General features: G+C 67.0%; 27 protein-coding genes and 2 pseudogenes. 16 read left to right on the top strand and 13 right to left on the bottom strand.

All coding sequences use genetic code 11. From position 1 onward, the window contains the following. Window positions 1-730: 730 nt before the first annotated feature. From MJ777_RS16190 to MJ777_RS23180, 3 genes and pseudogenes are all read right to left on the bottom strand, one after another. A complete protein-coding gene (locus tag MJ777_RS16190; RefSeq protein WP_239313879.1) occupies window positions 731-1270 on the bottom strand; it encodes a hypothetical protein in 540 nt (179 codons plus the stop codon). Window positions 1271-1484: 214 nt separating this feature from the next. Next, complete coding sequence (locus MJ777_RS23185; protein WP_370652737.1) at window positions 1485-1733, bottom strand: transposase; 249 nt, start codon at window positions 1731-1733, stop codon at window positions 1485-1487. Window positions 1734-1873: 140 nt separating this feature from the next. After that, window positions 1874-2254 (bottom strand): annotated as a pseudogene (locus MJ777_RS23180) (transposase); the annotation flags it as partial. Window positions 2255-2417: 163 nt separating this feature from the next. Between MJ777_RS23180 and MJ777_RS22765 the strand changes: the two are divergent. The 5 genes and pseudogenes from MJ777_RS22765 to MJ777_RS16165 all read left to right on the top strand — a co-directional run. Next, window positions 2418-2552 (top strand): hypothetical protein, encoded by a 135-nt coding sequence (locus tag MJ777_RS22765; RefSeq protein WP_255720523.1) that lies wholly within the window; start codon window positions 2418-2420, stop codon window positions 2550-2552. Further along, complete coding sequence (locus tag MJ777_RS16180; RefSeq protein ID WP_239377046.1) at window positions 2549-2821, top strand: type II toxin-antitoxin system RelE/ParE family toxin; 273 nt, start codon at window positions 2549-2551, stop codon at window positions 2819-2821. Before MJ777_RS22765 ends, MJ777_RS16180 begins: the two co-directional genes overlap by 4 nt. A gap of 121 nt (window positions 2822-2942) precedes the next feature. Next, window positions 2943-3350 carry a YccF domain-containing protein gene (locus MJ777_RS16175; protein ID WP_239345226.1) on the top strand — a complete coding sequence of 136 codons (408 nt, stop codon included), beginning with the start codon at window positions 2943-2945 and terminating at the stop codon, window positions 3348-3350. Between the two features lie 702 nt (window positions 3351-4052). Beyond that, a complete protein-coding gene (locus tag MJ777_RS16170; RefSeq protein ID WP_370652736.1) occupies window positions 4053-4913 on the top strand; it encodes a DNA adenine methylase in 861 nt (286 codons plus the stop codon). A 17-nt stretch (window positions 4914-4930) separates the two neighbouring features. Continuing rightward, a pseudogene (locus MJ777_RS16165) lies at window positions 4931-5787 on the top strand (IS3 family transposase); the annotation flags it as partial. Between the two features lie 178 nt (window positions 5788-5965). On the opposite strand, the gene MJ777_RS16160 reads toward MJ777_RS16165, so the two are convergent. Continuing rightward, window positions 5966-6214: a hypothetical protein gene (locus tag MJ777_RS16160; protein ID WP_239377044.1), complete on the bottom strand. Its 249-nt coding sequence runs from the start codon at window positions 6212-6214 to the stop codon at window positions 5966-5968. Between MJ777_RS16160 and MJ777_RS16155 the strand changes: the two genes are divergently transcribed. From MJ777_RS16155 to MJ777_RS16130, 6 genes are all read left to right on the top strand, one after another. Next, window positions 6104-6328, top strand: a complete 225-nt coding sequence (locus MJ777_RS16155; protein WP_239377049.1) for a transposase — start codon at window positions 6104-6106, stop codon at window positions 6326-6328. The genes MJ777_RS16160 and MJ777_RS16155 overlap by 111 nt on opposite strands. A gap of 74 nt (window positions 6329-6402) precedes the next feature. After that, window positions 6403-6684 carry a hypothetical protein gene (locus MJ777_RS16150; RefSeq protein WP_239313460.1) on the top strand — a complete coding sequence of 94 codons (282 nt, stop codon included), beginning with the start codon at window positions 6403-6405 and terminating at the stop codon, window positions 6682-6684. Between the two features lie 3 nt (window positions 6685-6687). Further along, window positions 6688-7455: a hypothetical protein gene (locus tag MJ777_RS16145; RefSeq protein ID WP_239345223.1), complete on the top strand. Its 768-nt coding sequence runs from the start codon at window positions 6688-6690 to the stop codon at window positions 7453-7455. Between the two features lie 464 nt (window positions 7456-7919). After that, a complete protein-coding gene (locus tag MJ777_RS16140; protein ID WP_239377043.1) occupies window positions 7920-8213 on the top strand; it encodes a hypothetical protein in 294 nt (97 codons plus the stop codon). 568 nt (window positions 8214-8781) lie between these two features. Then, complete coding sequence (locus MJ777_RS16135) at window positions 8782-10530, top strand: NAD-binding protein (protein ID WP_239377042.1); 1749 nt, start codon at window positions 8782-8784, stop codon at window positions 10528-10530. Between the two features lie 268 nt (window positions 10531-10798). Beyond that, entirely contained in the window at window positions 10799-11275 is a 477-nt protein-coding gene (locus MJ777_RS16130; protein ID WP_239377041.1) for a hypothetical protein, read from the top strand. Window positions 11276-11336: 61 nt separating this feature from the next. Here MJ777_RS16130 and MJ777_RS16125 read toward each other — a convergent pair whose 3' ends face one another. The 6 genes from MJ777_RS16125 to MJ777_RS16100 form a co-directional block, all read right to left on the bottom strand. Next, window positions 11337-12254 (bottom strand): N-acetylmuramoyl-L-alanine amidase, encoded by a 918-nt coding sequence (locus MJ777_RS16125; protein WP_239377040.1) that lies wholly within the window; start codon window positions 12252-12254, stop codon window positions 11337-11339. A 150-nt stretch (window positions 12255-12404) separates the two neighbouring features. Continuing rightward, window positions 12405-13334, bottom strand: a complete 930-nt coding sequence (locus tag MJ777_RS16120) for a CoA ester lyase (RefSeq protein ID WP_239377039.1) — start codon at window positions 13332-13334, stop codon at window positions 12405-12407. Beyond that, complete coding sequence (locus MJ777_RS16115) at window positions 13331-14407, bottom strand: CoA ester lyase (RefSeq protein WP_239310068.1); 1077 nt, start codon at window positions 14405-14407, stop codon at window positions 13331-13333. The genes MJ777_RS16120 and MJ777_RS16115 overlap by 4 nt, the downstream gene beginning before the upstream one ends. Before the next feature lie 300 nt (window positions 14408-14707). Then, on the bottom strand, window positions 14708-15112 hold the full coding sequence (locus tag MJ777_RS16110; protein ID WP_239310069.1) for a type II toxin-antitoxin system VapC family toxin: 405 nt from the start codon (window positions 15110-15112) through the stop codon (window positions 14708-14710). Continuing rightward, window positions 15109-15339 carry a DUF1778 domain-containing protein gene (locus MJ777_RS16105; RefSeq protein WP_239377038.1) on the bottom strand — a complete coding sequence of 77 codons (231 nt, stop codon included), beginning with the start codon at window positions 15337-15339 and terminating at the stop codon, window positions 15109-15111. Before MJ777_RS16105 ends, MJ777_RS16110 begins: the two co-directional genes overlap by 4 nt. 38 nt (window positions 15340-15377) lie before the next feature. Then, on the bottom strand, window positions 15378-15698 hold the full coding sequence (locus MJ777_RS16100; protein ID WP_239310071.1) for a hypothetical protein: 321 nt from the start codon (window positions 15696-15698) through the stop codon (window positions 15378-15380). A 306-nt stretch (window positions 15699-16004) separates the two neighbouring features. Here MJ777_RS16100 and MJ777_RS16095 point away from each other — a divergent pair, with 306 nt between their 5' ends. Further along, window positions 16005-16247: a WhiB family transcriptional regulator gene (locus MJ777_RS16095; protein ID WP_239310072.1), complete on the top strand. Its 243-nt coding sequence runs from the start codon at window positions 16005-16007 to the stop codon at window positions 16245-16247. Between the two features lie 330 nt (window positions 16248-16577). On the opposite strand, the gene MJ777_RS16090 is transcribed toward MJ777_RS16095, so the two are convergent. From MJ777_RS16090 to MJ777_RS16080, 3 genes are all read right to left on the bottom strand, one after another. Beyond that, entirely contained in the window at window positions 16578-17381 is an 804-nt protein-coding gene (locus MJ777_RS16090; protein ID WP_239310073.1) for an enoyl-CoA hydratase-related protein, read from the bottom strand. A gap of 71 nt (window positions 17382-17452) precedes the next feature. Continuing rightward, entirely contained in the window at window positions 17453-17632 is a 180-nt protein-coding gene (locus MJ777_RS16085) for a hypothetical protein (RefSeq protein ID WP_239310074.1), read from the bottom strand. 102 nt (window positions 17633-17734) lie between these two features. Next, entirely contained in the window at window positions 17735-18991 is a 1257-nt protein-coding gene (locus MJ777_RS16080) for an acyl-CoA dehydrogenase family protein (protein ID WP_239377037.1), read from the bottom strand. Window positions 18992-19376: 385 nt separating this feature from the next. Here MJ777_RS16080 and MJ777_RS16075 point away from each other — a divergent pair, with 385 nt between their 5' ends. The 4 genes from MJ777_RS16075 to MJ777_RS16060 all read left to right on the top strand — a co-directional run. Beyond that, window positions 19377-20297 carry an acyl-CoA thioesterase II gene (locus tag MJ777_RS16075; RefSeq protein ID WP_239310076.1) on the top strand — a complete coding sequence of 307 codons (921 nt, stop codon included), beginning with the start codon at window positions 19377-19379 and terminating at the stop codon, window positions 20295-20297. A 98-nt stretch (window positions 20298-20395) separates the two neighbouring features. Then, complete coding sequence (locus MJ777_RS16070; protein ID WP_239310077.1) at window positions 20396-21604, top strand: amidohydrolase family protein; 1209 nt, start codon at window positions 20396-20398, stop codon at window positions 21602-21604. A 163-nt stretch (window positions 21605-21767) separates the two neighbouring features. Beyond that, window positions 21768-23486 (top strand): amidohydrolase family protein, encoded by a 1719-nt coding sequence (locus MJ777_RS16065; protein WP_239310078.1) that lies wholly within the window; start codon window positions 21768-21770, stop codon window positions 23484-23486. A gap of 72 nt (window positions 23487-23558) precedes the next feature. After that, window positions 23559-24583: Zn-dependent alcohol dehydrogenase (locus tag MJ777_RS16060; RefSeq protein WP_239377036.1), on the top strand; the 1025-nt coding region annotated here is incomplete at its 3' end.

Below are 24583 nucleotides of genomic sequence, written 5' to 3'. Positions count from 1 at the left end.
ACGGCATGTTTCGACATCACCCCCGCCCCTCGCCACGCGATGCACGCGCCACAACCCGCCCCTTGAGCCACACCCCTGTTGCCGGTCGCTCTTGCTCGAAGGCGGCGTCTCCCCAAAGGCAGTGCCTTCGAAGGCGCTGCCTCAAAAATTTTCACTCAATGAAAATATATTGCATACAATGCAACCAGCGGCTCGATCGCCTGTCAATATCTCTCTCGGTCCGCCTGGAGCAACCGGCAACAGGGTGCGCGGCATCGCGGGGGTGCGGCACATCCCTGTTACCGGGCGCTCCACAAGTTCGCCGCTGATGCCTCTGGGAGATAACTGTTTTCATCAGATGAAAACGCGCCAGCGGCGAGGAGGCGACCAGCCGCGGCATCCGCCGGCCCGAGGAGGCCACGGCGTCGCCTGGCCCGTGAAAGCCGGGCGCCCAACTCGGTGGGCGGGTTCGGGCTGATGTTGGCGGGCCGCTGCCGTGGGCCGGAGCACCATGTGACGATCAAAATTCTGGCCGCGAGACAATGCTCGGGCACTCGCCGCTACCAGCCATGCGGAGGTGGCGTTCTCCCCGGACGGCCGCGCCAGGCCACCGGCGATGACGAAGAGCGGGGACGGCTGTGGGCGTCACGCCGAGCTGCCCGCCGCGAGTCGTCGAGCGACGAATCGGCGGCCGCTGGTTCATGGTTGCTCGCCCCAGCGGCCGCCGACAGCCGTTCGGTACCTCCGGGGATCAGGCTCCCGGGACGGTCACATTTTTCTCGTCAAACCCGAAACCGTTGCTTGTGGCGCTTCGCTGCAGACCGGCGAAACTGTTCTCGCTGGCGTCGATATCCGCCTCGGTGGCGGTACCGCTCTTCAGCTTGTCGGTCAGGTTCGAAAAACTGTCACTGATGGACTGAACAGCGTTGCAGAGCGAGGGGTTCGCTTCCGCGAAGCCTTTGGCGACCTTCAGCTCGTGCACCGTGAAGACGCCCGCCACCGCGGCTTTGACGAAGGTGCGTTTCCGCTGGTCGGCCCCGGCCTTGAAGCCGCCGTTCTTCAGCGGCTTGTAGATGTACCGGTGGAAGGCGCCGAGGCCGAGGCCCGCGTGCAACGCGAAACGGGTCTTGGCGAAAGCACGCGTGTTACCGGCCGTCGGGCAGGGCGCGTTGTCCTCCGGATCGCTGTCGTCGGTCGCGCTGGTAGTCGCCGCGCTTCCCGAGGAAGATCGAATCTTGCTCGTGCCGGTGCCGCAGCCACCGACAAGAACCAGAGCCAACAGCGCGGCCATCAGGACCACACCGCGCCGGACGTTCCGCGAGGCCATTGTGTTTCTCCCTTTCCCCTGCCGGACGACCTCGCCACCATCAGGCGTCTGGGAACAGCGAACCTCCCAACCGCCATCGAGGTCCTACGACGGACACCGTATTACCCGTCGGCCCACTCGTAAAAATTCACCTAGTTTAAAGATCTTGCTGTAGGTGACGGGGTCGGTGGAGTGCCCGTCAGGTGGGGACGACGGCGGCCGGTGGCATCCAGGGAGTGCCGCGGAACGCGAGCCGGAGGGCGTGCATCGCGGACACACCGTGCTTGCGGGCGGTGGAGACGTAACTCGCGATCTGGAGGCGGCAGGCGGTCGCGGCCTGGGAGGTGAGCCGTCCGCTGATCTTCTGCTGGGTCTTGAACGGCCGAAGATCACGCTTCGACTGGTTGTTCGTCGGCCACACGTCAAGATCGACGACGAAGCGGAGCACGTCGTCCTGCCGGTCGCGCAGGCACTCGAGCAGGCAGCGGCCGACCGGCTGTTTCCTGCCCCGTTCGGCCGGGGGATCGCGACCTGCCCATCGCGGATCTTCACGACGATCGCGTCGATGAACACGACCGCGTAGACGGCGTCCAAAGGTCGGGCGTCCCAGGCCTCTATACCCTCGATCACCTTGTTGGTGATGTTCGAGATCGTCTGCCGGGAGAGGCCGGTGCCGTAGATCTCGGCGAGATGTGCCTGGACCTCGCCGGCCGTCAGTCCCTTCGCGACCAGGGAGACCACTGAGGTCGGCGACCCCGTCCAAGCGCCGTGCCGCTTCGCAACGATCCTCGGGGCGACGCTGGCGTCCCGGTCGCGCGGCACGTCGACCTGGAGCAGTCCGATCTCGGTGACCACGGTCTTCGTCCGGGTGCCGTTACGGGAATCCCCACCGTCACGCCCGGCCGGGTCGTGGGCCTCGTAGCCGAGATGCGCCGTCCTCTCGGCCTCGAGCGTGGTCTCGAGGACCATCTTCGTCAGTTTCCCGAGCATCCCGCCCGGCCCGCTCAGCGACACGCCGTCGGCCTTCGCCTGCGTGACCAGGCGCCGCGCGAGTTCCTCGTCGAGCACCGCAGCAGCGCCCTGAGCGCCGGCGGCTGCCGGTTCGCCCGCGATCGTCTCCGCAATTCTGTACATGACAATGCTCCCCCTCGCCGACAGCGAACTCATGCAGGCCATCCAGGAAGGGCTCGCCCACCTCCATACCGGTGACGTCCTCAACGGGGAGGAACTGACCGACTACCTTCGACGCTTCGGCCGCAGCCAGTGACGGAAAACCGTTACCAGCTGCGGATCGCCCGAGCCGCCGCACACGCCCTCGCCGAGGTACTACCCGAAAAGGTCGCCGCCGCTGCCCACGAGTTCGTCACCGGACCTCTGCTCGGCCCCCCGCCGGGTTGGCAGCCCCCTCGACCGCCGCTCACGCCACTGTGGTCGGCGCGGCGGGGACCGTACCGGGTCATCTACCTTGTTGACGACGCCAACCGCGTCGTCGAAGTCACCGCGATCCGCCACCGCAGGGACGCTTACCACATCTGATTTCGAATCACAGGCAATCGCATGTGTCACCCGCAGGATTCTTCGCAACAGGGCTATCCTACGCGGCGAGGCGCCCCTGGTGGGATTGTTCATACGAGGCTCCTGCGGGAAGGTTGACCGTATGCGTGTGATACTGAACCTGATCTGGCTCGTGTTGTGTGGGTTCTGGATGGCGCTGGGCTACATCCTCGCCGCACTGATCTGCTTCATTCTGATTTTCACCATTCCGTTCGGGGTTGCCTCGCTGCGCATCGCCAACTTCACACTGTGGCCGTTCGGCCGCCGAGTGGTCGATCGCCGCGATGCGGGAGCGCCGTCACTGATCGGAAACGTGCTGTGGATCGTGTTCGCAGGCTGGTGGCTGGCGCTCGGCCACCTGGCGACCGGCCTGCTGCTGTGCCTCACGATCATTGGTATCCCGCTGGGGATCGCGAACTTCAAGCTGATCCCGGTCTCGCTACTGCCACTGGGACGGAAGATCGTCAATGTTGACGACCCCTACGGCGCCGACCGTTTCGTCTTTCGCTGAGGGACAGGTCGCCGCGCTGCCAGCGGTGCTGGGCATGCCGCTGATATCGGGTGTCGCATGAGCCGGATATGGTTCTCCCCACGGTGACCCAATGATCGCTGTCGGATGCTCGGATGCTCGGTCGGGCATCGGGGTGCGGTGCGCTGCGATTCGCGCAGGACATGCGGTCGGGGAGGACCGATGACGGGGGAGGTCGTCCACCGCTACACGAGACACGGCTGGTCACGGCCAGGGCGATCGCGTCCCGTGCCCGCGGCAGAAGGCCGACAGACGTCCGCGTCCGCCGTCAGGACGAAAGTTCTCACGGGCCAGGATGGCCGTTAGAGCGCCCGGCAACAGGGAACGCGGCGTCGCGGGGCTGGGGCACGCACCTCGCGTCATCGCTACCCGTCCATCGCTGCGCGATGCACGGGTACCCCGGCTCGTCAGTCGCCACCCGACACCTCCGGTGACTCTCTCCACCGCCTTGCGAGCCATCCGCCCGGACGCCGCTCCCTGATCGAACGCTCTATTGCCGGAGCCTCTTACATTGCGTAGTCCTCGCTCTGCACTGCCCGCGTATGTCCTGTGTAGGCCCGCCCGGTCGGCCAGCTCCTCGTGAGAGAGGCCCAAAACCAACCGTGCAGACCGGATGCACTCGCCGAAGGCCGCCGCTGCTGGGTCCTGTCCCACACGTCCGGTACCGTCCCTGACGTGCAGCCGATGCGTCTACAGCCTATGAGGCTCACCCCGAGCGAGCGCTCGTTCCTGAAGTGGGCGGGCGGGAAGACGCGCTACGCCAGCACCTTGGTGGCACTTGCGCCAGACTTCTCTGGAACATACCGAGAGCCTTTTTTGGGCAGTGGCGCTGTCCATTTCGAACTTCGACCTACGACCTCAACCCTGAGTGACGCCAACGGCGAGCTAATCACATTTTTTCAGCAGGTCCGAGATAGTCCAGTTGAAGTCATGCGCCTGCTCGACTCAATGCCAAATACGCCAGAATATTTCAAGAGCTTACGCCGACAGAAGCCTGAAGATCTATCAGATCTTGAACAAGCGGCGCGGGTCATCTACCTCAACAAGACGAGCTTCCGTGGACTATGGCGTGTAAACAAGAAAGGTGGGTTCAATACCCCGTACGGGGCGTATGATCGCCCCTACTACAACCAAAACACTTTGCTGCGCGCATCCAAGGCACTCACGAACGCAACGATTACAGAGGCCGACTTTGAGGCGGCCATCGACCAAGCCGAGCCGGGCGACTGGGTCTACCTGGACCCGCCCTACGTCCCACTCGGTGGATGGGCAGACTTCAAACGGTACACACCAGGACAGTTCGGCGAGAGTGACCATATTCGCCTATGTGAGGCCATGCGGCGCGCCGATGCTCGCGGAGTATTCGTCGCCCTCACTAACAGCGAAACCGAATTTGTTCGTGAACTCTTCGGTGCATATTTCCACGAGGCGCGGCTTGCAACTCGCCGCGATATAAATCTAGTTTCAAGCAAGCGTGGCAGCTGGGATCTAGTATTCACTAACTATGAACCCGCAGTTCCCGAACAGATGACCCTATCGATGTAGCGTACAAATTCCTTGGCGGGGTCGAGCCGATCTGCGACGTGTTACAGGTCGCCCCGTCAACCTACTATGCCGCGAAAAACAGGCCGCCGTCGGCCCGTGCGCAACGCGACGCCGAACTCCTCGTGGAAATCAGACGCGTGTGGAAGGAGAACTACGAGGTGTACGGGGCACGGAAGGTGTGGCGTCAGCTCAACCGGGAAGGGATCACGGTGGCGCGCTGCACGGTCGAGCGTCTGATGCGCGACGCGAGGCTGGTCGGCGCGCTGCGCGGCGGCAGGCCCCGCACGACCCGCGTCGACCCAAGCGCTCCGAGACCGAAGGACCTGGTGGACCGGCAGTTCACCGCGGACCGGCCGAACGCTCTGTGGGTCGCCGACATAACCTACATTCCGACCTGGGACGGAATGGTGTACGCGGCGTTCGTGACCGATGTGTACTCCCGGAAAATCGTCGGGTGGCGGCTCGACACCAATATGCGGACCGACCTCCCCCTCGACGCTCTGGAAATGGCCATCTGGGGCCGCGAGGACGAACCGTTGGACGGGCTCGTGCATCATTCTGGCCGAGGTTCGCAGTACACGTCAATCCGCTACACCGAGCGACTCGTTGAAGCCGGCGCCACGCCGTCCATCGGGAGCGCCGGCGATCCGTACAAAATGCGCTGGCCGAATCTGTCAACGGGCTGTACAAAACCGATCTGATCAACCGTCGGGGGCCGTGGCGGACGCTCAATGAGCTTGAGCTCGCGACCTTCGAGTGGGTCGACTGGTACAACAACCGTCGGATCCACAGCGGCTGCGGAAACATGCCGCCTGCCGACTTCGAAGCCCTCTATTACATGCAAGACGAAGCTGCTATGCTGGCCGAAGCGTAAGCATCCCGGTCTCTAAAGAACCCGGAACGGTTCACTTCCTGACCCGGCTGTATGTCCTGTTCTTCGTCGAGCTCGACCACCGCCGGGTCCATCTCGCGGGCGTGACTCGCCATCCGACCGGCGCCTGGGTTACCCAGCAAGCGCGGAATCTCCTTATGACGCTGAACGAGGAGGGGCCTCATCTTTCCGCTGGCTGATCCGCGACCGGGACAACAAGTTCACCGCAGCAGTCGACGCCGTATTCACGGCCGACGACCTCACGATCGTCCGCACCCCGGTACAAGCTCCAGTCGCGAACGCCTACGCCGAACGATGGATCGGCACCGTACGCCGCGAATGCCTCGACCACCTGCTCATCCTCGGCCAGCGGCATCTCACCGCTGTCGTGACCGACTACGTCGATCACGACAACATCCACCGTCCGCACCGAGCCCTCCAACAACGGCCGCCGCTGGCGGCTGGAGCACCGCACAAGCCCACCGTGACCGTGATCCGAGGTGACCGACTCGGAGGCTTGATCCACGAATATCAGGCAGCCTGACCGGACACGATTTTGGGCACCCACAGTGTCAGGCTGAGGTACTTGGGTACCATGGCTTGCAGGAGGTGAGCGCCATGACAACCGTCGGACCCCGTCGCCAGGCCCCCCTGAAGGTCGACCCGGCCACGGACGAGCTGATCTCCCAGGCCGCGCACTTCCTCGGCATGTCGAAGAAGGACTTCGTCGCCGAGGCGGTCAAGACCTACCTCGACCAGCGCCGGGAAGAGATCCGCCGAGGCATGGTCGCCTCCATGAAGGTCCTCGACGGTTCCCTGTCCGCGAGCGTGGCCGCGCTGACCGGGCTGTCGGCGGATCGGATCGAACAGCTCGGCGGCGTAGGCGACTGGGAAGCGTGACCTATGCCGGTCCGCCCGACCCTGCGCTGCCTGCGTGAGGACCTGCACCTGCCGCTCCCGCCGGCCAGCACTTCCCTTGACCAGGTCGACCACCCGCTGCTGGCCAAAGCCGGCGAGCAGTTCGCCGACCCGGACACCCCGCACGAGCGGATCCGCAGCATCGACGACGTGGTCCTGTTCAAAGTCAAGATAGGCCGATGGCGTGGTGCGACCTACGTCGACCAGGCTGCGGACGAGGCTCGCGACTGGCTCGTCGCCGCCGGCCGACGCGAGGACGGTGCCGCCGACGACTTCTACGCAGCCCTGCACACCCAGGCCCGCGCCGCCCGGCAGCGCTACAACGCCGAGCAGGACAAGCCGCTGACCACCGACGCCTACAGCCGGCATCTGCTCCCGGGGCAGGACGACCAGGACCGCTACCTCCTGGAAGCTGGGACCAGGCTCGCGAAACGTCTCGACACCGCCGTCCGCGACCTCGTTCGTGGCTCGCTGCGCGACGGCCACGAGCACGCGGTCGACCTCCCTGGCTTCCGCCTCGGCCTACTCGTCCGTGCCGACCACGGCCACGAGACCTACGTCGCGGTCCGGATCACCGGCTCGGTCCCGACCGGGCTGACGGCCGTGATCCTCTCCCGCGTCCCGGGATGCGCAGCCGACGGCTGGTTCCCCGAGTACGCCCTCCCCGAACGCCACCTCCTGCCCGCCGAACAGGCCTGGTCCAACCTCATGGACCCTAAAGCCGCCGCCCAGCTCTTCGACGGCCAGGACTGACAAGAACGACGCCTTCGCCGTCCCGCGGCAGCCGGCCGGATCAGGCCCCTACTCGATGACACAACGTGATGAACCGCCTGACCTGCAGAAACAGGTTGGTTCTCACGTCTTGGACGTTTCCGCGCCCGTCGAAGCAGCAGGTCGGCGGGCCGGGCAGCTGGTTCGAGTCTCCTTTGGCTCCGCAGCAGTCGACTCCTGTCGGTAGTCGTTCAACGACGTAGCGGGCTGAGTGAGGCTGCGGATGGAGGGCTCCCGTGTCTGGGGTGGCATGCTCCAGCGCACGTCGCCATAGCTTGATGAACGCGGACTTCTCAAACGGTTCCGTAGGCACGGTGTTCCGAGTGAGGGTCAGACAGGGGTTCCGAGGCGCCTACCGTTTCATCCGGCTTGCCTGGCGGACTGTGATGGCTCACTGGGAATGGCGCTCTGTGCGTCGCTGGCCCACGGAGGTTCAGCAGCCTCCGATGAGGCGATTCATCGGATCGGCGGTTGTCGAAGCCCCGGCTCGGCGCAGGGCCGTGATCGTCGACCTGTCGGTGGCCGCCGGTCAGGGACGCGACGGCCGTTCGGTGAGCGGCGAGCATCTGTGGCTCGTACTCCGCCACGAGCCGGCAGAGCAGTTCGTCGGGGGTGCGCACCTCGATGCCGGCGGCCGCCGCAGTATCGGCCGGGAAGTCCTTGACCTTCCACGTGCAGAGCACAGTTGCCTGCGCGGCGACGGCCGCGGCCAGGACATGCCGGTCGTCTTCGTCTGGTAGCCACACGCCGGCGAGTGCGCGAAAGTCTTCCTCGGCGGGCTCGACCTCGGCGAAGGGGAACGCGCGGTTCAATGCTGTCACCAAACGCTGGGCAGCCGCATTGGAGAGCCTCAACCTTGGACGGGACCGTGAGTCTGGTTGATCCTGTCGGGGTGCTTCTGGCATCGCGGGAATCACGCGTTCGTGTTTCCCGCTGAGCTCAACCAGCCACCCAGGTTCCACATGCTCATCGCGGACCGCTGGAAGCCCACAGGGGGGCGAGACCTTCCACGGCAGCGAGTCGGAGTCGGCGCTGGTCAACTGGTTCCGCGTCAGATACCGAGCGTCGCGACGTTGCCGAACGGCGTGTTTCGGAAGTCGTCGTTCGATCAGGGAGCCGCGTTCAGGCGGTTCCTGGCAAGACCGCGGGCCGCACCGATACCGGATGCGTGCTATCGGTGTGGCCGAGAACGTGGCCAAGGCCGCCTGGACGTGGCGAGCCGGACAGACGGCTTTCGCAACACGCCCTGACGACGGATGCGGCCCGTGTCGCTACGGTGTCGCTATGGGGACGGCGCGGACAGAACGGATGAAAGCCAGCCGCGTCCTATGGCTGGCTTTCTGCGTGCTGTTCACGGCGGCCGCGATCCTGGGTGCGTGGGGCCTGGCGCAGCTGAGCCGAGCCGCCGACCAGTGTCCACCGCCGCATGCACAGCCGTGCGGATACACCACCACAGATATCATCTACTTCGACGCGCAGCTGTTCCTCCTGGGCGCCGAGCCCCTGCAGGACGGCGGCCCCTTCCCGCTGCCGCTGGAGGTCGCCCGTTTCCTGGCGCCACTCGCGACCGCCTACGGCGTGGCCGTGTCCGTGTGGGACCTGTTCACCGACCGGCGTCGCCGCTGGACGGCCCGTCGAGCGCGCGAGCACGCGGTCGTCATCGGCGATGATCCGTTCGCGATGACGCTCATCCGCCACCTCCGGGCCGAAGGTGTCCAGGTGGTCGTCATCAGCGCCGACGCGGATCCCGACGGCGCCGAAGGGCTCGCCGCGGTCGCGTCACTCGTCGTCATGGGCGACCCCTGGGACCAAGCGGTGCTGCGTGCCGCCGGTGTGCCCCGAGCCGACACCGTGTACGCCTGCCTGCCTGACAGCGCCGCCAACGCGGCCGCGGTGGCAGCCGTTGCCGCGCTCGCCGAGCAGCAAACCGAGCGTGACGAGCCCCTCGCCTGCTACGCACGGCTGGCCGACGGCGAGCTGGCGCTCGCGCTGAAGGCACGCCGGCTTGGGCTGTTATCAGCATCGAAGTTCCGGCTGGATTTCTTCACGCCCGAAGAGATCGCCGCGCGCTCGCTCGCCGCTCGCATCCTGGAGCCCCATCTCGGTTCCGACGATCCGGTGCCGTCGGTCGCGGTCGTCGGCCTGGGCCCGTTCGGGCGCGCGCTCATCGTGGAGCTGGCCAGGCTGTGGCGGGTCCGTGTCGGCGCTCCGCCGCTGCCGCTTGTTCTCGTCGACACGGATGCCTCCGCCCAGCTCACTGAACTGCAGCATCGCTACCGGTCCGTCGACACGCACTGTGCGCCCCAGACGAAGAACGAGCCGGCGCAGCGCGTGGATCTCATGACGATTCCGTGGGAAATCCGCATACCAGATATTCGCCACCTGGTTCTCTGTGACCAGGATGAGGATATTGCGCTGCGAGGCGGCCTGAATGCGATTCGTGGTACCGCAAGTACCGGCCAGACCGTGACGGTCTGTATGCAACAGCGGACAGCCCTCGGCGACCTGTTCAATCGCCAGCTGCTCGATCCCGGGCCAGGTGAAGTACGGATATTCGCAATCATGAACGAAGCGGCGAAACCGGCCGAGCTGCACAACGACACGCTGACGGTCCTGGCACGTGCCATTCACGGCCAGTATCTGATCGACGAACAGGCAGCCGGCGGCGCCCTCGGCGACAGGGACTCGATGCAGCCCTGGGAGGCCTTGCCCGCGGACCTGCAAACGGCAAACCGCAGACAGGCCGAGGGAATCGGCGCCAAACTGAACGAGATCAACGCGGTCGTCGTCCCGATGACCCATCCGACGACCGGGTTCACCTTCAGCGCCGCCGAGATAGACATGCTCGCCCGGCTCGAGCATGAGCGCTGGTGCGTTGAGCGCCGCGGCAGGGGATGGACCTTCGGTCCGGTTCGCGACGACCTCCACAAACGCCATGACCTGTTACGTGACTGGAGCGACCTGTCGCCCGATCAGCGTGTCAAGGCCACCGCGGCCGTCCGCCATCTGCCGGAGCTGCTGGCCGACCACGGCCTACAGATTTTTCGGCTGCGTTGACGACCACGGCACCCGCGATCACGGCACCCGCGGCCGCGGGCCGCACGAAAAAATCTATGATCGAACAAGTTCCAGCCAGTCGCCGGCCCCACCCGGACAAACTTCGACCGGAGATTGACCCGCGCGTCCGGCGGAGGGACCGTGGATGAATGGCAAACGTGGGTGAACCAGTGCGCATCGTGGAAGACGAACCGATCACCTGGCCGGAGGAAGAACCGCTCGCGGTCCCCGAACCGGCGGCCGATCCCGAGCCCGTGCCGGCAGGCACATGAGCGTCATCGGGTGGCGTCAGTGGGCGGTGGACGCCCACGGGCGGCTCCGGCCGGCCTGGACTCCATGGTCGCCGTTTCCACCCGAGCTGCTGCTGTGGCGTCCTGACGGCCTCACCCAAGCCCTGTGCCTGCGAGCGCAACGTGATGATCTCAGCACGCGGAGGTTCCGGATCCCCCTGGCTCCGCACCCGCGGGTACCCAGTGAGAACTGTGTCTGCGGACTGTACGCGTGGTCGTCACCACGGGGGCTTGCCGACGCCGCCGCCCCGACCTGGACCTCACGGCCCATCGTCGTAGGCGCGGCACGGCTCGGCGGACGGCTTGTCGTCACCGAACGCGGCTACCGCGCGCAGTTGGGATACCCGACGGCCGTTTTCGACCCCGACGGCGTCGTGTCGCCCGCCTACGCGGTGGCGCGCTACCTCAGCTGGGACGCGCTCGTCGCCGAATGGCATGCGCGGGATGGCACCTGAGTAAGCCGCCGGCGCGTACGGCTCCCCCCGTCCGTGGGTACGCACAGTGCGGATTCCGCACCTAACCAGTGAAGCTGGCACCACGCACGGCGACAAACGCCCGGTCGGTCACTGGTCCCCAGATCCCGTCGACGCCGACCCCGAGCGCGGCCTGGATCGCCCGCACAGTCGCGATGTAGGCGGTCTGTGAGCGAGGCCCCCAGATCCCGTCCACGGTCGTAGCGACCGCGGCCTGCTCCGCACGGGTATGGCGGTTTGCCCGGACGGCCTGGAGGGCGGTGTCGGTCACCGGCCCCCAGATCCCGTCCACCGCCACATGCACGGCCCGCTGCAGAGCCTGCGCCTTTGCCCGCGATCGTCCGCTCGCGTCGGCACCGCCGCCGGCGCCCGTGCTGACAGTGCCTGTGCCAGCAGTGCCCGTGCTGACAGTGCCCGTGCTGACAGTGCCCGTGCTGACAGTGCCCGTGCCGGCGAGGAGCCGCGGTTCCCGCACGATCTCCGCAGCCCTGGCGATGATCTGCGCCGCCGCGGCCGCGCGCAGCGTGCCTGGGCAGCCGAGATGATTGCCCCACGCCGCTCCCCCGTCCGAATGCATGATCAATCCAGAGTCGCCCGGGGTGTGTGTGACGGCCAGCGCCCAGCCAAAGGTCCGCACTCCGTCCGCGTATGCCTGTGCGATGTTCTCGATCTGCTGGTCGGTCAGGGCCTCGGTGTCGAAGCCCTCGGTCTCGATCGAGTCGTAGTCGGCGTTACCGGCAGCCTGCGCCCAGGCCCGGACATCCGAGGGCACGTACTGCTCCCGCTGGCCCGTCCTGCCTACCCACAGCGTCGACGACACCCTGGATACGGGGTTGTCGAACCAGCCCGACAGACCTCCATAGCCCTGCTGGACATGCAGGACGAGACCAATCGGACGGATCGCGTCGCCGTCGGTGTTACGAACTGGCCGGAAGGTGAATCCGGGAACGAGGTGCGCCACCAGGGCATCTTCCATGTTCCGCCGGACGGGTTTCCAGCTGGCTGTCAGCAATGGATGCCAGCCCGACCAACAACATCGTCAGCGTACGGCATCACTGCTTTGAGAGCGACCGGCAACAGGGGACGCGGCGTCGCGGGCTCGCGACGCCGGTCATTGTTGCCCGGCCGTGCCAGCCGCAGCCTCCCGGTCGAGTGCCGCGATGGCCTCGCTGACCGCGAGGATGCGCCGGGCGTTGTTCACATGCAGATTTTCGATCATTCGACCGTTCACGGTGGCGACACCGTGACCCGAGGCCAACGCCGCCTCCCAGGCCGCGAGGATCTCCTTGGACTCCTCGACCTGAGCCGGCGCAGGCGCGAACACCCGGTTGCAGGGCTCGACCTGCCCCGGGTGGATCAACGTCTTGCCGTCGAAACCCAGCTGCCGCCCCTGCACGCACTCCGCTTCGAACCCGTCGAGGTCACGGATGTCGTTGAAGACCCCGTCCAGGATGGCGACCCCGACGGCGCGAGCCGCAAGCAGACACAGCCCAAGCCCGGGCAGCAGCGGTGCCCGGCCGGGAACGTGCTCAGCGTGCAGCTCGTTGGCAAGATCGTTAGTGCCCATCACCAGAACGGCAAGTCGTTGCGAGGCTCGGGCGATCTCCTCGGCATGCAGCATCGCGACCGGGGTCTCGACCATCGCCCAGATCCTGGTGCGGTCGGGCGCGCCCGCGGCCTCGAGGCTCTTTTCGACGGCGTGCACGTCCTGGGCACAGGAGATCTTCGGGACGACCACGCCGTCCGGGCCGGCGGCCGCCACGGCCCGCAGGTCATCGGTATGCCAGCGGGTGTCCAGCCCGTTCACCCGGATGGTCACCTCGCGCCCGCCGTAGGCCTGATCAGCGACCTTCGCGCAGGCCCGCTCACGGGCGGCCTCCTTGGCGTCCGGCGCGACAGCGTCCTCAAGGTCGAGAATCAGCGCGTCCGCGGGGATGCCGCGGGCCTTCTCCAACGCCCGCTCGTTCGCGGCGGGCATGTACAGAACGGAGCGCCGCGGCCGATACGCGAGCGCCGCGGTGCCGGCCGGGGTGCTGCTCATCGGGCGGCCTGCCCGGCCAGATCGGTGAAGCCGTAGGCCTCGGCCAGATGCGGGTCGCGCGCGGCCAGGGTCCGCGCGAGGTTCAGGACGACCTTGCACTGTTTGACCGAGGCGTCATCCTGCATCTTGCCGTCCACCATGATTGCCCCAGTTCCATCGCCCATTGTATCGATCACATGTCGAGCCCAGGCGACCTCGGCGGGCTCCGGGCTGAAGACCCGCTTCGCGATGTCGATCTGCACCGGATGCAGGCTCCAGGCGCCGACACAGCCGAGCAGGAACGCGTTGCGGAACTGGTCCTCGCAGGCCACGACGTCCTTGATGTCACCGAATGGCCCGTAGTACGGCAGAATCCCGTTGGCGGCGCAGGCGTCCACCATCCGGGCGAGGGTGTAGTGCCACAGGTCCTGCTGATAGGTGGCGCGCGGCGCGTCCGGGTCGGCCGCGGACGGATCCTGCCGGACGAGATACCCCGGATGCCCGCCGCCCACCCTGGTGGTCTTCATCCGCCGGTCCGCGGCGAGGTCGGCGGGCCCGAGCGACAGGCCCTGCATGCGTGGGCTCGCCCCGGCGATCTCCTCGACGTTCGCGACACCGCGGGCGGTCTCCAGGATGGCGTGGACAAGCAGCGGCCGGGTGAGCTCCGCCTTCGCCTCAAGCTGGGCAAGCAGGCGATCGACGTAGTGGATGTCCTCCGGCCCCTCGACCTTGGGCACCATGATGACGTCCAGCTTGTGGCCGATCGCCGGGACGAGCGTCAGCAGGTCGTCGAGGCCCCAGGGCGAGTCCAGGCTGTTCACCCGCGTCCACAGCTGGGTGTCACCGAAGTCCGTGGCCGCGGCGAGCTTCGCCAGCCCCTCCCTGGCCGCGATCTTCGCGTCGGCCCGGACACCGTCCTCGAGATTGCCGAGCACCACGTCCAGGCGGGGCAGGATATCCGGGACCTTCGAGGCCATCTTCGCGTTGCTCGGGTCGAAGAAGTGGATCACGCGGGAAAGCCGCGGTGGGAGCTCCCGCAGCGGCGCCGGCGCGCCCACCGCAAGCGGAGCGAAGAAGTCCTTCGGGTTGCGCATGGGAGCACTCCTGTCGGCGCGTCCGTCCTGTACGGGTTGTGAACCACGCCCCGGACGGAAGATCCTCGTGCTGGTCGCGCGCCAGCCGCGGGGCAAGTATCCAGCCCGGGACGCTCACGGGCATCTGATCGGCGGGAAAAGGAGATGAGCGCCAACCGCGGGCGGCCCACCGCCGGCCTGCGCCCTGCCCCTCGCCCGGTCGCTCAGCTCGGCACCTTCACCGGGATGTTCCAGCCGTCCGCCCGGCGGACCTGCCAGAACAACTACGACGCTGTCCTGGGCGCGCCCGTCGACGCGCCGTCAATACGCGATCAGATCGATGATACAGCCGATTCCGGAAGCCGCCGCCAGTTTGGCGTCACAGGTGATGACCGCGCTGTCGAGCCTTTCGGCGAGCGCGACGTAAGCAGCGTCGTAGGGGGTGACGTTCTCGCGGAGCTGCCACATCCGTTCGAGCAGCGGAGCGATCGGCATGCGGCGGATGGGAAAACCCGCCAAGTGGCGTAACGCCCGGGGGGCCACCGCCTGTAGGCTCGGATTACCGCGAGCCAGGCCACGCAGTGCGGACGTCACCTCCACGTCCAGGTGCGCTGGCGCGAAAAGCGCATGACCGGCGGAAAAACGCGCGACGATACGCGGACGCCGGGGATCTGAAACCGCGTAGAAGGCGACCAGAACCGACGCGTCGATCACTACCAGGCTCACGAGCCGTCCCGGGCCTCGCGCACCGCGGCCACGGCGTCCTCAAGGGTGACGCCTGTTCTCTGGGGGGGTTCGTACGACGCGACGTAGTCGGCCAGCCTGACCACACGGGCCACCTCGGTGAGCCGTTCCACCACGAAGGCGTTCAGCGACTGGTGGCTTGCCGCCGCTGCGTCGGCGAGAGCCGTGTAGATCTCGTCGGGTACGTCACGCAGGTTCATCCGCCTCATGGTGCCATTATGGCACCACTCGTACCGGGCCGTCGTCGCTATCGCGTGGCCGCCACGGCTACGTGGCTCCATCCCCCGACCGAGACCGCTGAGGGCGCTGAGACCCGCAGCGGGACGTAGACATCCCGCATGGACAGTTCCTTGCCACGGGCGAACGCCGGCCGGAAGGTGGCCTGGTCCGCGAGGACCTTCAACCGGTACGTGCGCAGGGATCGGCGGTGCAGCAGGCGGCTGCCCGAGAAACGCCGCTGGAGACGCCGGCCGAGCGCCTCCACCATCTTCGTGATCCACTCCCTGGCGACAGCGAGCAGGATTCCGCCCAGGAAGGCCGCGACCACAGCTAACCACTCACCCGGCATTCAGCGCCCCCCGCACCTTGAGCCCCATGAACCATGAACCATGAACCATGAACCGCGCGCAAAGATCATTAATCGTGAGAGTAACTATATCATTCCCGTCAGCCAATAGATGTCAGCCATCGCGTGGAACGTACGGCTCGGAGGAAGGGCGGCCCAGCTGGGGCCGGCCGAGCCCACCACCAGAGCACCCCTGCTCTGTTGTTGACAATTGAGAGCATGTTGTGCTTAATAAGCGGGCCTCCGCGCCTAGCATCATCCGGGCCAACCATCATCCGGGCTGACGCCCTGGCAAAAGGGGGTACGAAAATGGACTGGCGCCGCCGAGCCTTCTGTCGGGGCACGGATCCCGAGATCTTCTTTCCGACCGGAACGACCGGACTGGCCGCGAGCCAGATCGATACCGCGAAAGCCGTATGCCGGCGATGCGCAGTCACCAGCGAATGCCTGGCGTGGGCTCTTGAAGCCCGTCAGGACAGCGGCGTCTGGGGCGGGCTCAGCGCGGATGAACGGCGCGAGCTCCGGCGCGACACGGTCCACATGCCGGTATAACCGCGGCCCATCCGGCGCACCCGCGATATCGGCCCGCCCGCTCGAAAATCCACGATCTTTCGAGGCCGGTATGACAAGAAAGCATCAAATGATCTTAGAGTGACAGACAACACGGGACGTGGCGTCGCGGGGCTGGGGCACCCGCGCCTCGCGTTGTTGTCGTCGGTCGTCACCCAACATCTCCGGTGGCTCCCCGCGTCGTCTCGCGATACGCGCGCCCCAGTCCCACCCTTTGATCCACATCCTTCTTGCCGGGTGCTCTTACAGACCCCGAGAAATCACATAGATCCGCGCCGGCTCCGGTCCACAACAACCCCGGCCGGTTGAGGATCAGCGGGGCGGGAGCGGGCGGAAATTCGGCGGTCGGCGTTCCACGAAGGCGGCAACCCCCTCGCGGAAGTCGATGCGCCGATCGGTGTCCCGGACCAACGCCTCGGCGTCAAGTTGGGCGTCCGCAAGCGTCCGTCCCCAGTCCGCCGCCAGCTGCGCCTTGACCGCGGCCATCGCCACCGGGGCGCAGTTGGCGACCAGATCGGCGGCATACGCCCGCGCGGCCGCCACGAGCTCCTCCCGCGGAAACACCCGGTCGACCAAACCGAGTGCCAACGCTTCCTCAGCGACCACAACCCGGCTGGAGACAAGCAGGTCCGCCGCCCGCGCAGGTCCGATCATCCGGGTCAGCAGCCAGCTGGCGCCGAACTCGGCCGGCAGCCCCCGGCGGGTGAAGGAGGCGGCGATCTTGATGCCAGCCGCCGCGAACCGAAGGTCGCACGACAGGGCCTGGATCAGACCGATGCCGGCGCAGGCGCCGTTGACGACCGCGATGGTCGGCTTGCGCAACGAACGGGCATGGGTCATGGGACGGGTCCGCCACGCGGGCCTGTCCGCGGCCGGTCCCTGCGACACGTTGTCAAGATGGCCCATATCCATACCGGGGCAGAAGCTGTTGCCAGCCCCGGTGACGAGCACGACCCGGACAGCGGGGTCGTCGTCGCAGGCGTCGAGCAGGTCGAAAAAGGCCCGCTCCATCTCGAGCGTCCAGGCGTTCTTCCGCTCGGGCCGGTGCAGGGTCAGCGTGGCGATGCCACTGTCGACGTCACAGCGCACGAGCTCGGGCGCCGAGATGATTGTCACGAATGTCAGCCTATCCACGTTTCAGTTGGCAACAACAATTTTCAGCCGGCGACGACAGGATCCGCCCACCGCTACGCGGCGGCCATCCGTTCCAGCCGGCAGTGCTCGTTGTGGGCCAGGGTCGCGTTCCAGTAGCCGGCGGCGTCCCGCCACAGTTCAATGACGCCCGCACAACACAGGCAGGAATAATCCATCGCCGCCTCCACAAGCAGTTCCGGCGGCACCGTGTCGCTATCGACCTGTACCTTCACCACACACCTCCGTGCTAACTCGACAACTTGAGGTGACTCGACGGGCCTCGGCTGCCCGGCAATCGCGCACTGCATTTCCATGTTTCCATGTTTCCGTGCCTGTCAACGACTGCCGGTGGTCCCACCTTTCCCGGCCCGGCCAGCGGCTGCTGGCTCCTTGGGCAGCCCGAGAACGGTTTCACCGAGAATGTTGCGCTGGACCTGGGAGGAGCCCGCGTAGATGGTGCCCGCCACCGCGTTGTACAGGGTGCCGAGCCAGGACGCGGTGGAATTCGGGGAGCCCGGGTCATCGGTGCGGTAAGCCCGCGGCGGCCGACGCCCCTCGGCAACCATGGCCGCCGCGCCGAACACGTCCAGACTCAGGTCAGTGACCTTCTTGTGGTATTCGCTCCAGTACAGCTTGCTGATCGATGACTCGGGGCCGGGGGGCCTGCCCCGCAGGTAACCCGTGAGGACGCGGTAGCCGAGGAAACGCATGACCTCCACGCGGGCATAGCAGTCCGCGAGCCGCTGCCGCACGAGCGGATCGGTGTCGAGCCCTCGTTCACGGACCAGGTCGCGCAGCCGGTCGAGCTCGTTGCGGAACAGCACCGGGTTCGTCGCGGCTTCCTCACCACGCTCGTAGCCCAGCAGGGTCATCGCGACCTGCCAACCGGCGTTGACCTTCCCCACCACGTTGTCCGCGGCTGTGCGCGCCCCGGTGAAGAAGACCTCGTTGAACTCGCTGTCGCCGTTCATCGCCGGGATCGGTCGTACCTCGATCCCCGGCTGCCGCAGGGGGACCAGCAGGAAGGAGATACCGCGATGCGGTGGCGCGTCCGGATCGGTGCGGGCCAGCACAAAGATCCAGTCTGCTTCGTGCGCCATCGACGTCCAGATTTTCTGGCCGTCGAGAACCCATTCGTCGCCGTCGAGGAAGGCTCGGGTACGCAGGGACGCAAGGTCCGAGCCCGCGCCCGGCTCCGAATAGCCCTGGCACCACTTCTCCTCGCCCGACAGGATCTTCGGGAGAAACCTGTGCTTCTGCTCTTCAGTGCCGGCCCGCAGCAACGTGTTGCCGACCATCTTGACACTGAACGTGTCGTTACGGATACCCCACGGCGCGCCAGCCTGGGCGAGCTCCTCCATGAGGACCACCTGTTCGATCTTGGTCAGCCCGCCGCCGCCGTATTCCGCGGGCCAGGAGACGCCGAGCAGCCCCGCCTGAAACAGCCGATCCCGCCAGTCACGAGTGAAAGCCTCGGCCTCGTCGGCGGCAAGACTGCCGATCCCCCGCCAGCCCTCGGGGAGGTTCGTCGCCAGAAACGCGCGGACGCGGCCCCGGAACTCCTCCGCCTCGGGCGGATACCCGAACTCCATCGCACCCCACTCCGTCGACGGGTCTGGGACCCGCCACCAGCCCCCGCAACATCGTCTATATGTTCTAACTAGATCGTGTGTGCGCGCAAGCCATCCGGACTGGGACGGCCAAGAGGCTCCGGCACCAGAAGTGTGGATCAAGAAGCGGGGTTGGGCGCGCGCCAGCGCCACGACGCCGCGCCCCTGTTGCCGGTCGCTCACAACAGGCCCGCGGGCGACGGGAGCCGATGCCCGCGCCAGCAAAAGATCATCTTGATGTCATCAATCATTATTCTCATAAAACTATTTTTGATCGACCCGTCGGAGACCGGGACATCCCGTCACGATCAGCTCGACATCATCATCATAACGTAGTATAAGTTTAAAAATATATAGGATGAGAGGTGTGATCGTGACGCACCCGGCTGCTGACAGCGGCGGAGTCACCCTGACGTCCGCGCTGCGACCCCTGCTCGAGCTGGCGAGCGTCCAGGCGGACGTCTTCCGAGGACGTAGCCGCGAGAACGAGCCCACCAGGACCTTCGGAGGGCTTTTCGCCGCACAGGCGCTGGCGGCCGCGGGCCGCACGGTCACCGACGACCGGCGGGCCCACAGCCTGCACGTTGTCTTCCTGCGTCCGGGCACGGTCGGCTCGGCCACCGAGTACAGCGTCGAGAGGCTCCGCGACGGCCGCGGATTCAGCTCCCGCCGCGTGGTCGCCACCCAGGACAGCGGAGAGATCCTGCAGGCCTCGGTGTCATTCCATGTGGGCGAGGACGGCTACGAGCACACGCCACGGCCACCGGCGGTTCCCGGCCCTGATGAGCTCCCGCCGGCAAAGTCGTGGTTCACCGCGGCCGGTGACGAACTCGACGGCTGGTACAACATCTACCTCGGCAGCCATCCGGTGGACTTCCGCTTCGTGGGTGAGCCTCCGCCGCTGGCGGCCCGCCGCGGCCAGCCATCCACCGGGCTGCGGGTCTGGATCCGTGCCAGCGACCCACTCGGTGACGACCCGGTGGTGCATGCGAGCGCCATGACCTACGCCTCCGACCTGTTCCTGCTCGCGTCGGCGCTGCTCCCGCACGGCCAGGTGTTCGGCACCGGATCCGTCGTCGGCGCCAGCCTCGACCACAGCGTGTGGTTCCACCGCCCCTTCCGGGCCGATGAATGGCTGCTTTTTGACAAGGGCAGCCTCTGGGCGGGCTCCGGGCGGGGGCTGACGAAGGGCTCCGTGTTCGACCGCTCCGGGCAACTCGTGGCGTCCGTCATCCAGGAGGGGCTCCTGCGCCTCACGCCCGCGACAGCACCACACCAGCACCGGTAGACGGCGCCGGCAGGCGCGGCGGCGCGGCGGCACGGACCCGCCGTTGTCCAGATTGGCACACGTGCGTTAATTTACGGGATGCCGGTGGGAGGAGCCCGATGAGCACACCAAAGATCATTTCTGTTGACGACCACGTCCTTGAACCGGGTGACCTGTGGCAGCGCTATCTGCCCGAACGATTCCGGGATGACGGCCCCCGTCTGGTGCGGCTCAAGGGACGCTTCGGGAGCCACGCCCGCAGCAGGTGGCGGGAGGACGAGGACGGCCAGTGGGCGGACGTCTGGGTGTTCGGGGACGTCAAAATGGAGATCCTCCCGGGCTTCGCGGCAGCGGGAAAGGACCAGGACTACCTCGGCGAGCACTGGGAGGCCATGACCTACGAGGACATGCGGCCGGGCTGTTACGACCGGACGGCGCGGCTGGCCGACATGGATGCCAACCACACCGAGGCAGGCCTGAGCTTCCCGACGTTTCCGCGGTTCTGCGGACAGACGTTCCACGAGTGTGCCGACCGTGACCTGGGCCTGGCATGCGTACAGGCCTACAACGACTGGATGATCGACGAGTGGTGCGCCGACGAGGCGTACGGCCGGCTGATCCCGTTGACCCTGATCCCGCTGTGGGACCCGGAGCTCGCGGCGGCGGAGATCCGCCGCTGCGCGGCCAAGGGGTCACACGCGGTCTGCTTCTCGGAGAACCCGGCCAAGCTGAAGCTGCCGAGCATCCACACCGACCACTGGGATCCGTTGTTCGCCGCGTGTGAGGATACCGACACCGTCCTCAACCTGCACATCGGCTCGTCCTCCACGTTCCCGATGACCTCGGTCGACGCGCCGCGGGCCGTGTCGCTCGCCCTGACCTACCAAGGTGCCGCCCACGCGTTCGCGGACTGGCTCACCAGCGGCGTGCTGGAGCGTTTCCAGGAGCTGCGCGTAGCGCTCAGTGAAGGCCAGATCGGCTGGATGCCGTTCATCCTGGAACGGCTCGACAGCATCTGGGAACAGCGCCCGGTCTACGGCAACCTGAATGGCCGGCTGTCGTGCCCCCCGAGCAGCTACGTCCGCGACCGGATCTACGGGTGCGTGTTCGACGACGCCATCGGTCTCACCCTGCGCCACCGTATCGGCATGAAACAGATCATGTTCGAGACCGACTACCCGCACGGCGACTCGACGTGGCCGAACTCGAAGGTGGTTTTTGAAAAGATCGTCGCAGCGGCGGATCTCAACGCGGACGAGGCGTACCTGCTGGCCCGCGGCAACGCCATCCGCTGCTACCGCCTCGGCCGGTACGGGATCACCGAGTAGGGGCAATCTCTCCATGGCTGTCTCCGGCGGCGCGCGACAGATCCCCGCGCCGCCCCTGGCGAGCCCACCCATCACCGCTGCCTAACCGCCAACCGCCTAACCGCCAACCGCCAACCGCCAACCGCCAACCGCCTAACCGCACCACGCTTCACCAGGAGGAACCGTGCACGACATCGTCATACGCGGGGGCCAGGTCGTCGACGGCACCGGAGCCCCCCGCCAGCGGGCGGACATCGCGATCGACGGTGGGCGCGTCGTCGCGATCGGTGCCGTGCCGGACGCCGGACGCCGGACGATCGACGCCGACGGGCTCATCGTGAGCCCCGGGTTCGTCGACATCCACACCCATCTCGACGTGCAGGGCTTCTGGGACCCCACGCTCTCGCCGTCACCCCTGCACGGGGTCACCACCGTCCTGGGCGGTAACTGTGGGTTCACCGTCGCCCCGCTCGACGACACAGCGGGTGACTATCTCATGCGGATGCTGTCCCGGGTGGAGGGCATGCCGCTGGAGTCGCTACAGGTCGGCGTGCCGTGGGACTGGCGCAGCACCGCGGAGTTCCTCGACCGGCTCGACGGGACGCTCGCCGTCAACGCCGGTTTCATGGTCGGGCATTCGGCCATCCGCCGGGTGGCCATGGGGCCGGCGGCCACCGAACGGCCGGCGACCGACGACGAGCTCGAGACAATGAAGCGGCTGTTGCGGGCAGGCATCGCCGCCGGCGGTCTCGGCTTCTCCTCCACTTGGTCGCAGAGCCACAGCGACGCCGACGGGCGACCGGTCCCGTCCCGCGCCGCCCCCGCGGAGGAACTGTTCGCCCTGGCCGCGGTGGCCGGTGAGTTCGAGGGCACCTCGCTGGAGTTCCTCCCTGTCCTTCCCCAGCGGGGCGGTTTCAGCCAGGAGATCACCGACGTCATGGTCGGGATGTCGGTGGCCGCCCGCCGGCCGCTGAACTGGAACATCCTCACCGTCACCGCGAAGACCCTGCCCGACGCCCTCGCCAGGCTCGAAGTCGGCGACATCGCGCGGGCGCGCGGCGGGAAGGTCATCGCCCTGACGATGCCGGACACCCCACCGGCCCGGTTCTCCTTCCGCGCCGGCTTCGTCCTCGACATGGTGCCGGGGCTGCACGACTTCCTCTTCCTGCCGCTGGACGAGCGCCTGGCGATCCTGCGTGATCCCGACCGCCGGCGTGAGCTGCGCCGCGCCGCCGAGGAACCCTCCGCCTTCAGCCACCTCGTCGACTGGGGCTCCCGGCACATCATCGAGACGTTCAGCCCGCAGACCAAGCCGTATGCCGGACGGATCGTCGGCGACATCGCCGCTGAGGAGGGCCGCGACCCGTTCGACGTCCTGATGGACATCGTCGTCGCCGACGACCTGAAGACGACGTTCAGCAACCCCTCCCGGGAGGCACAGCCGGAGGACTGGCAGGCTCGGGCCCAGATCTGGCGCGACCCCCGGGCCGTCGTCGGCGCGTCCGACGCCGGGGCACACCTGGACATGGTGGAGTTCTTCGGCTATTCGACGATGCTGCTGCAACACGGGGTCCGCGAACAGCAGGTCGTGACCCTCGAGGAGGCCGTCCGCCTCATCACCGACGTCCCGGCGCGCCTGTACGGCCTGCGCGGCCGCGGGCGCCTCCAGGCCGGCGGCGCCGCCGATATCGCCATCTTCGATGAGACGCGCATCGCCCGCCAGCCCACCGAGACGCGTTTCGACCTGCCCGCCGGCGCGGGCCGTCTCTACGGCGAGGCCGACGGTGTCCGGCACGTCCTAGTCAACGGCATCGAGATCGCCCACGACGGCGCGTTCACCGGGGACTTCCCCGGGACGATCCTGCGCTCCGGCCGGGACACCGAGACCCCGTCCCTCGACTGATGGCCCGGCAGCGGCGACGCCCCGGAAAACGGCGATGCTCCGGAGGACAAAGTGCCCGGTAACGAGAAGGGTATGACGATGAAGACTCGTGCCGCGGTTCTGCACGGCAGAGGCCAGCCCTGGTCCGTGGAGGAGCTCTCGCTTGACGCTCCCAGAGCCGGCGAAGTTCTCGTGGAGACCATGTTCGCCGGGTTATGCCATTCCGACGATCACCTCGGCAAGGGCGCGGGCTTCCACTTCCCGCTGGTGGGCGGCCACGAAGGCGGTGGCGTGGTGCGGGCGGTCGGCGCCGGGGTCACCCGGCTGCGGCCGGGTGACAAGGTCGTCACCTCGTTTCTTCCCGTGTGCGGCCACTGCCGCTGGTGCACATCCGGTCACTCCTACCTGTGCGACGCCGGTTCCACCACCCTCACCGGGGCCTTTGCCGACGGTAGTTATCGGTTCGCGCTGGGTACGACCGGCATCGGCGCCTTCTGCACGCTGGGGACCTTCTCCGAGCACTTCGTCGCGCACGAGTACTCGCTCGTGAAAGTGCCGGACGACACCCCGCTGGATGTGGCCTCCCTCGTCGGCTGCGGGGTGCCCACCGGCTGGGGCTCGGCGGTCAACGCCGCGAACGTCCGCCCAGGTGACGTCGTGGTCGTCTACGGCATCGGCGGCATCGGAGCCGCCGCGGTCCAGGGTGCGCTGCTGGCCGGCGCCGCGACGGTCGTGACGGTGGATCCGGTGCCCTTCAAGAACGAGTTCGCCAAACAACTCGGTGCGCACGCCGGCTTCACCGAGCATTCCGAGGCCTTCGACCACGTTCACAATCTCACCCGAGGCGTCCTGGCCGACAGCGTGATCCAATGCGTGGGCGTGGCCACCCCGGAGGTCATCCACCAGTGCTACGAGATGACCCGCAAGGGCGGCACCCTCGTCCTCACCGGCATAGCTGACCGCTACGAGGAAATCACGGTCAAACTGCCCGGAGGGATGCTCACGTCGTTCGCGAAGAAGGTCGTCGGCTGCCTGTTCGGCTTCTGCAACCCGCACCAGGACATCCCGATGCTCCTGGAGCTCTATCGCAACGGCCAGCTGAAACTCGATGAGATGGT

Source organism: Protofrankia sp. Cj5 (assembly GCF_917627405.1).
In the GTDB taxonomy this organism is placed as follows: domain Bacteria; phylum Actinomycetota; class Actinomycetes; order Frankiales; family Frankiaceae; genus Protofrankia.
The sequence above is the reverse complement of the archived record's forward strand: the minus strand, read 5'-3'. Positions and strand labels throughout refer to the sequence as shown.

Bases quoted from the DNA above. Each gene is read 5' to 3' on its own strand.
- MJ777_RS16190 (WP_239313879.1), bottom strand. From the start codon at position 1,270: ATGGCCGCGCTGTTGGCTCTGGTTCTTGTCGGTGGCTGCGGCACCGGC.
- MJ777_RS22765 (WP_255720523.1), top strand. From the start codon at position 2,418: ATGACAATGCTCCCCCTCGCCGACAGCGAACTCATGCAGGCCATCCAG.
- MJ777_RS16175 (WP_239345226.1), top strand. From the start codon at position 2,943: ATGCGTGTGATACTGAACCTGATCTGGCTCGTGTTGTGTGGGTTCTGG.
- MJ777_RS16170 (WP_370652736.1), top strand. From the start codon at position 4,053: ATGCGTCTACAGCCTATGAGGCTCACCCCGAGCGAGCGCTCGTTCCTG.
- MJ777_RS16150 (WP_239313460.1), top strand. From the start codon at position 6,403: ATGACAACCGTCGGACCCCGTCGCCAGGCCCCCCTGAAGGTCGACCCG.
- MJ777_RS16145 (WP_239345223.1), top strand. From the start codon at position 6,688: ATGCCGGTCCGCCCGACCCTGCGCTGCCTGCGTGAGGACCTGCACCTG.
- MJ777_RS16140 (WP_239377043.1), top strand. From the start codon at position 7,920: ATGAGGCGATTCATCGGATCGGCGGTTGTCGAAGCCCCGGCTCGGCGC.
- MJ777_RS16135 (WP_239377042.1), top strand. From the start codon at position 8,782: ATGAAAGCCAGCCGCGTCCTATGGCTGGCTTTCTGCGTGCTGTTCACG.
- MJ777_RS16130 (WP_239377041.1), top strand. From the start codon at position 10,799: ATGAGCGTCATCGGGTGGCGTCAGTGGGCGGTGGACGCCCACGGGCGG.
- MJ777_RS16120 (WP_239377039.1), bottom strand. From the start codon at position 13,334: ATGAGCAGCACCCCGGCCGGCACCGCGGCGCTCGCGTATCGGCCGCGG.
- MJ777_RS16115 (WP_239310068.1), bottom strand. From the start codon at position 14,407: ATGCGCAACCCGAAGGACTTCTTCGCTCCGCTTGCGGTGGGCGCGCCG.
- MJ777_RS16105 (WP_239377038.1), bottom strand. From the start codon at position 15,339: ATGAGGCGGATGAACCTGCGTGACGTACCCGACGAGATCTACACGGCT.
- MJ777_RS16100 (WP_239310071.1), bottom strand. From the start codon at position 15,698: ATGCCGGGTGAGTGGTTAGCTGTGGTCGCGGCCTTCCTGGGCGGAATC.
- MJ777_RS16095 (WP_239310072.1), top strand. From the start codon at position 16,005: ATGGACTGGCGCCGCCGAGCCTTCTGTCGGGGCACGGATCCCGAGATC.
- MJ777_RS16080 (WP_239377037.1), bottom strand. From the start codon at position 18,991: ATGGAGTTCGGGTATCCGCCCGAGGCGGAGGAGTTCCGGGGCCGCGTC.
- MJ777_RS16070 (WP_239310077.1), top strand. From the start codon at position 20,396: ATGAGCACACCAAAGATCATTTCTGTTGACGACCACGTCCTTGAACCG.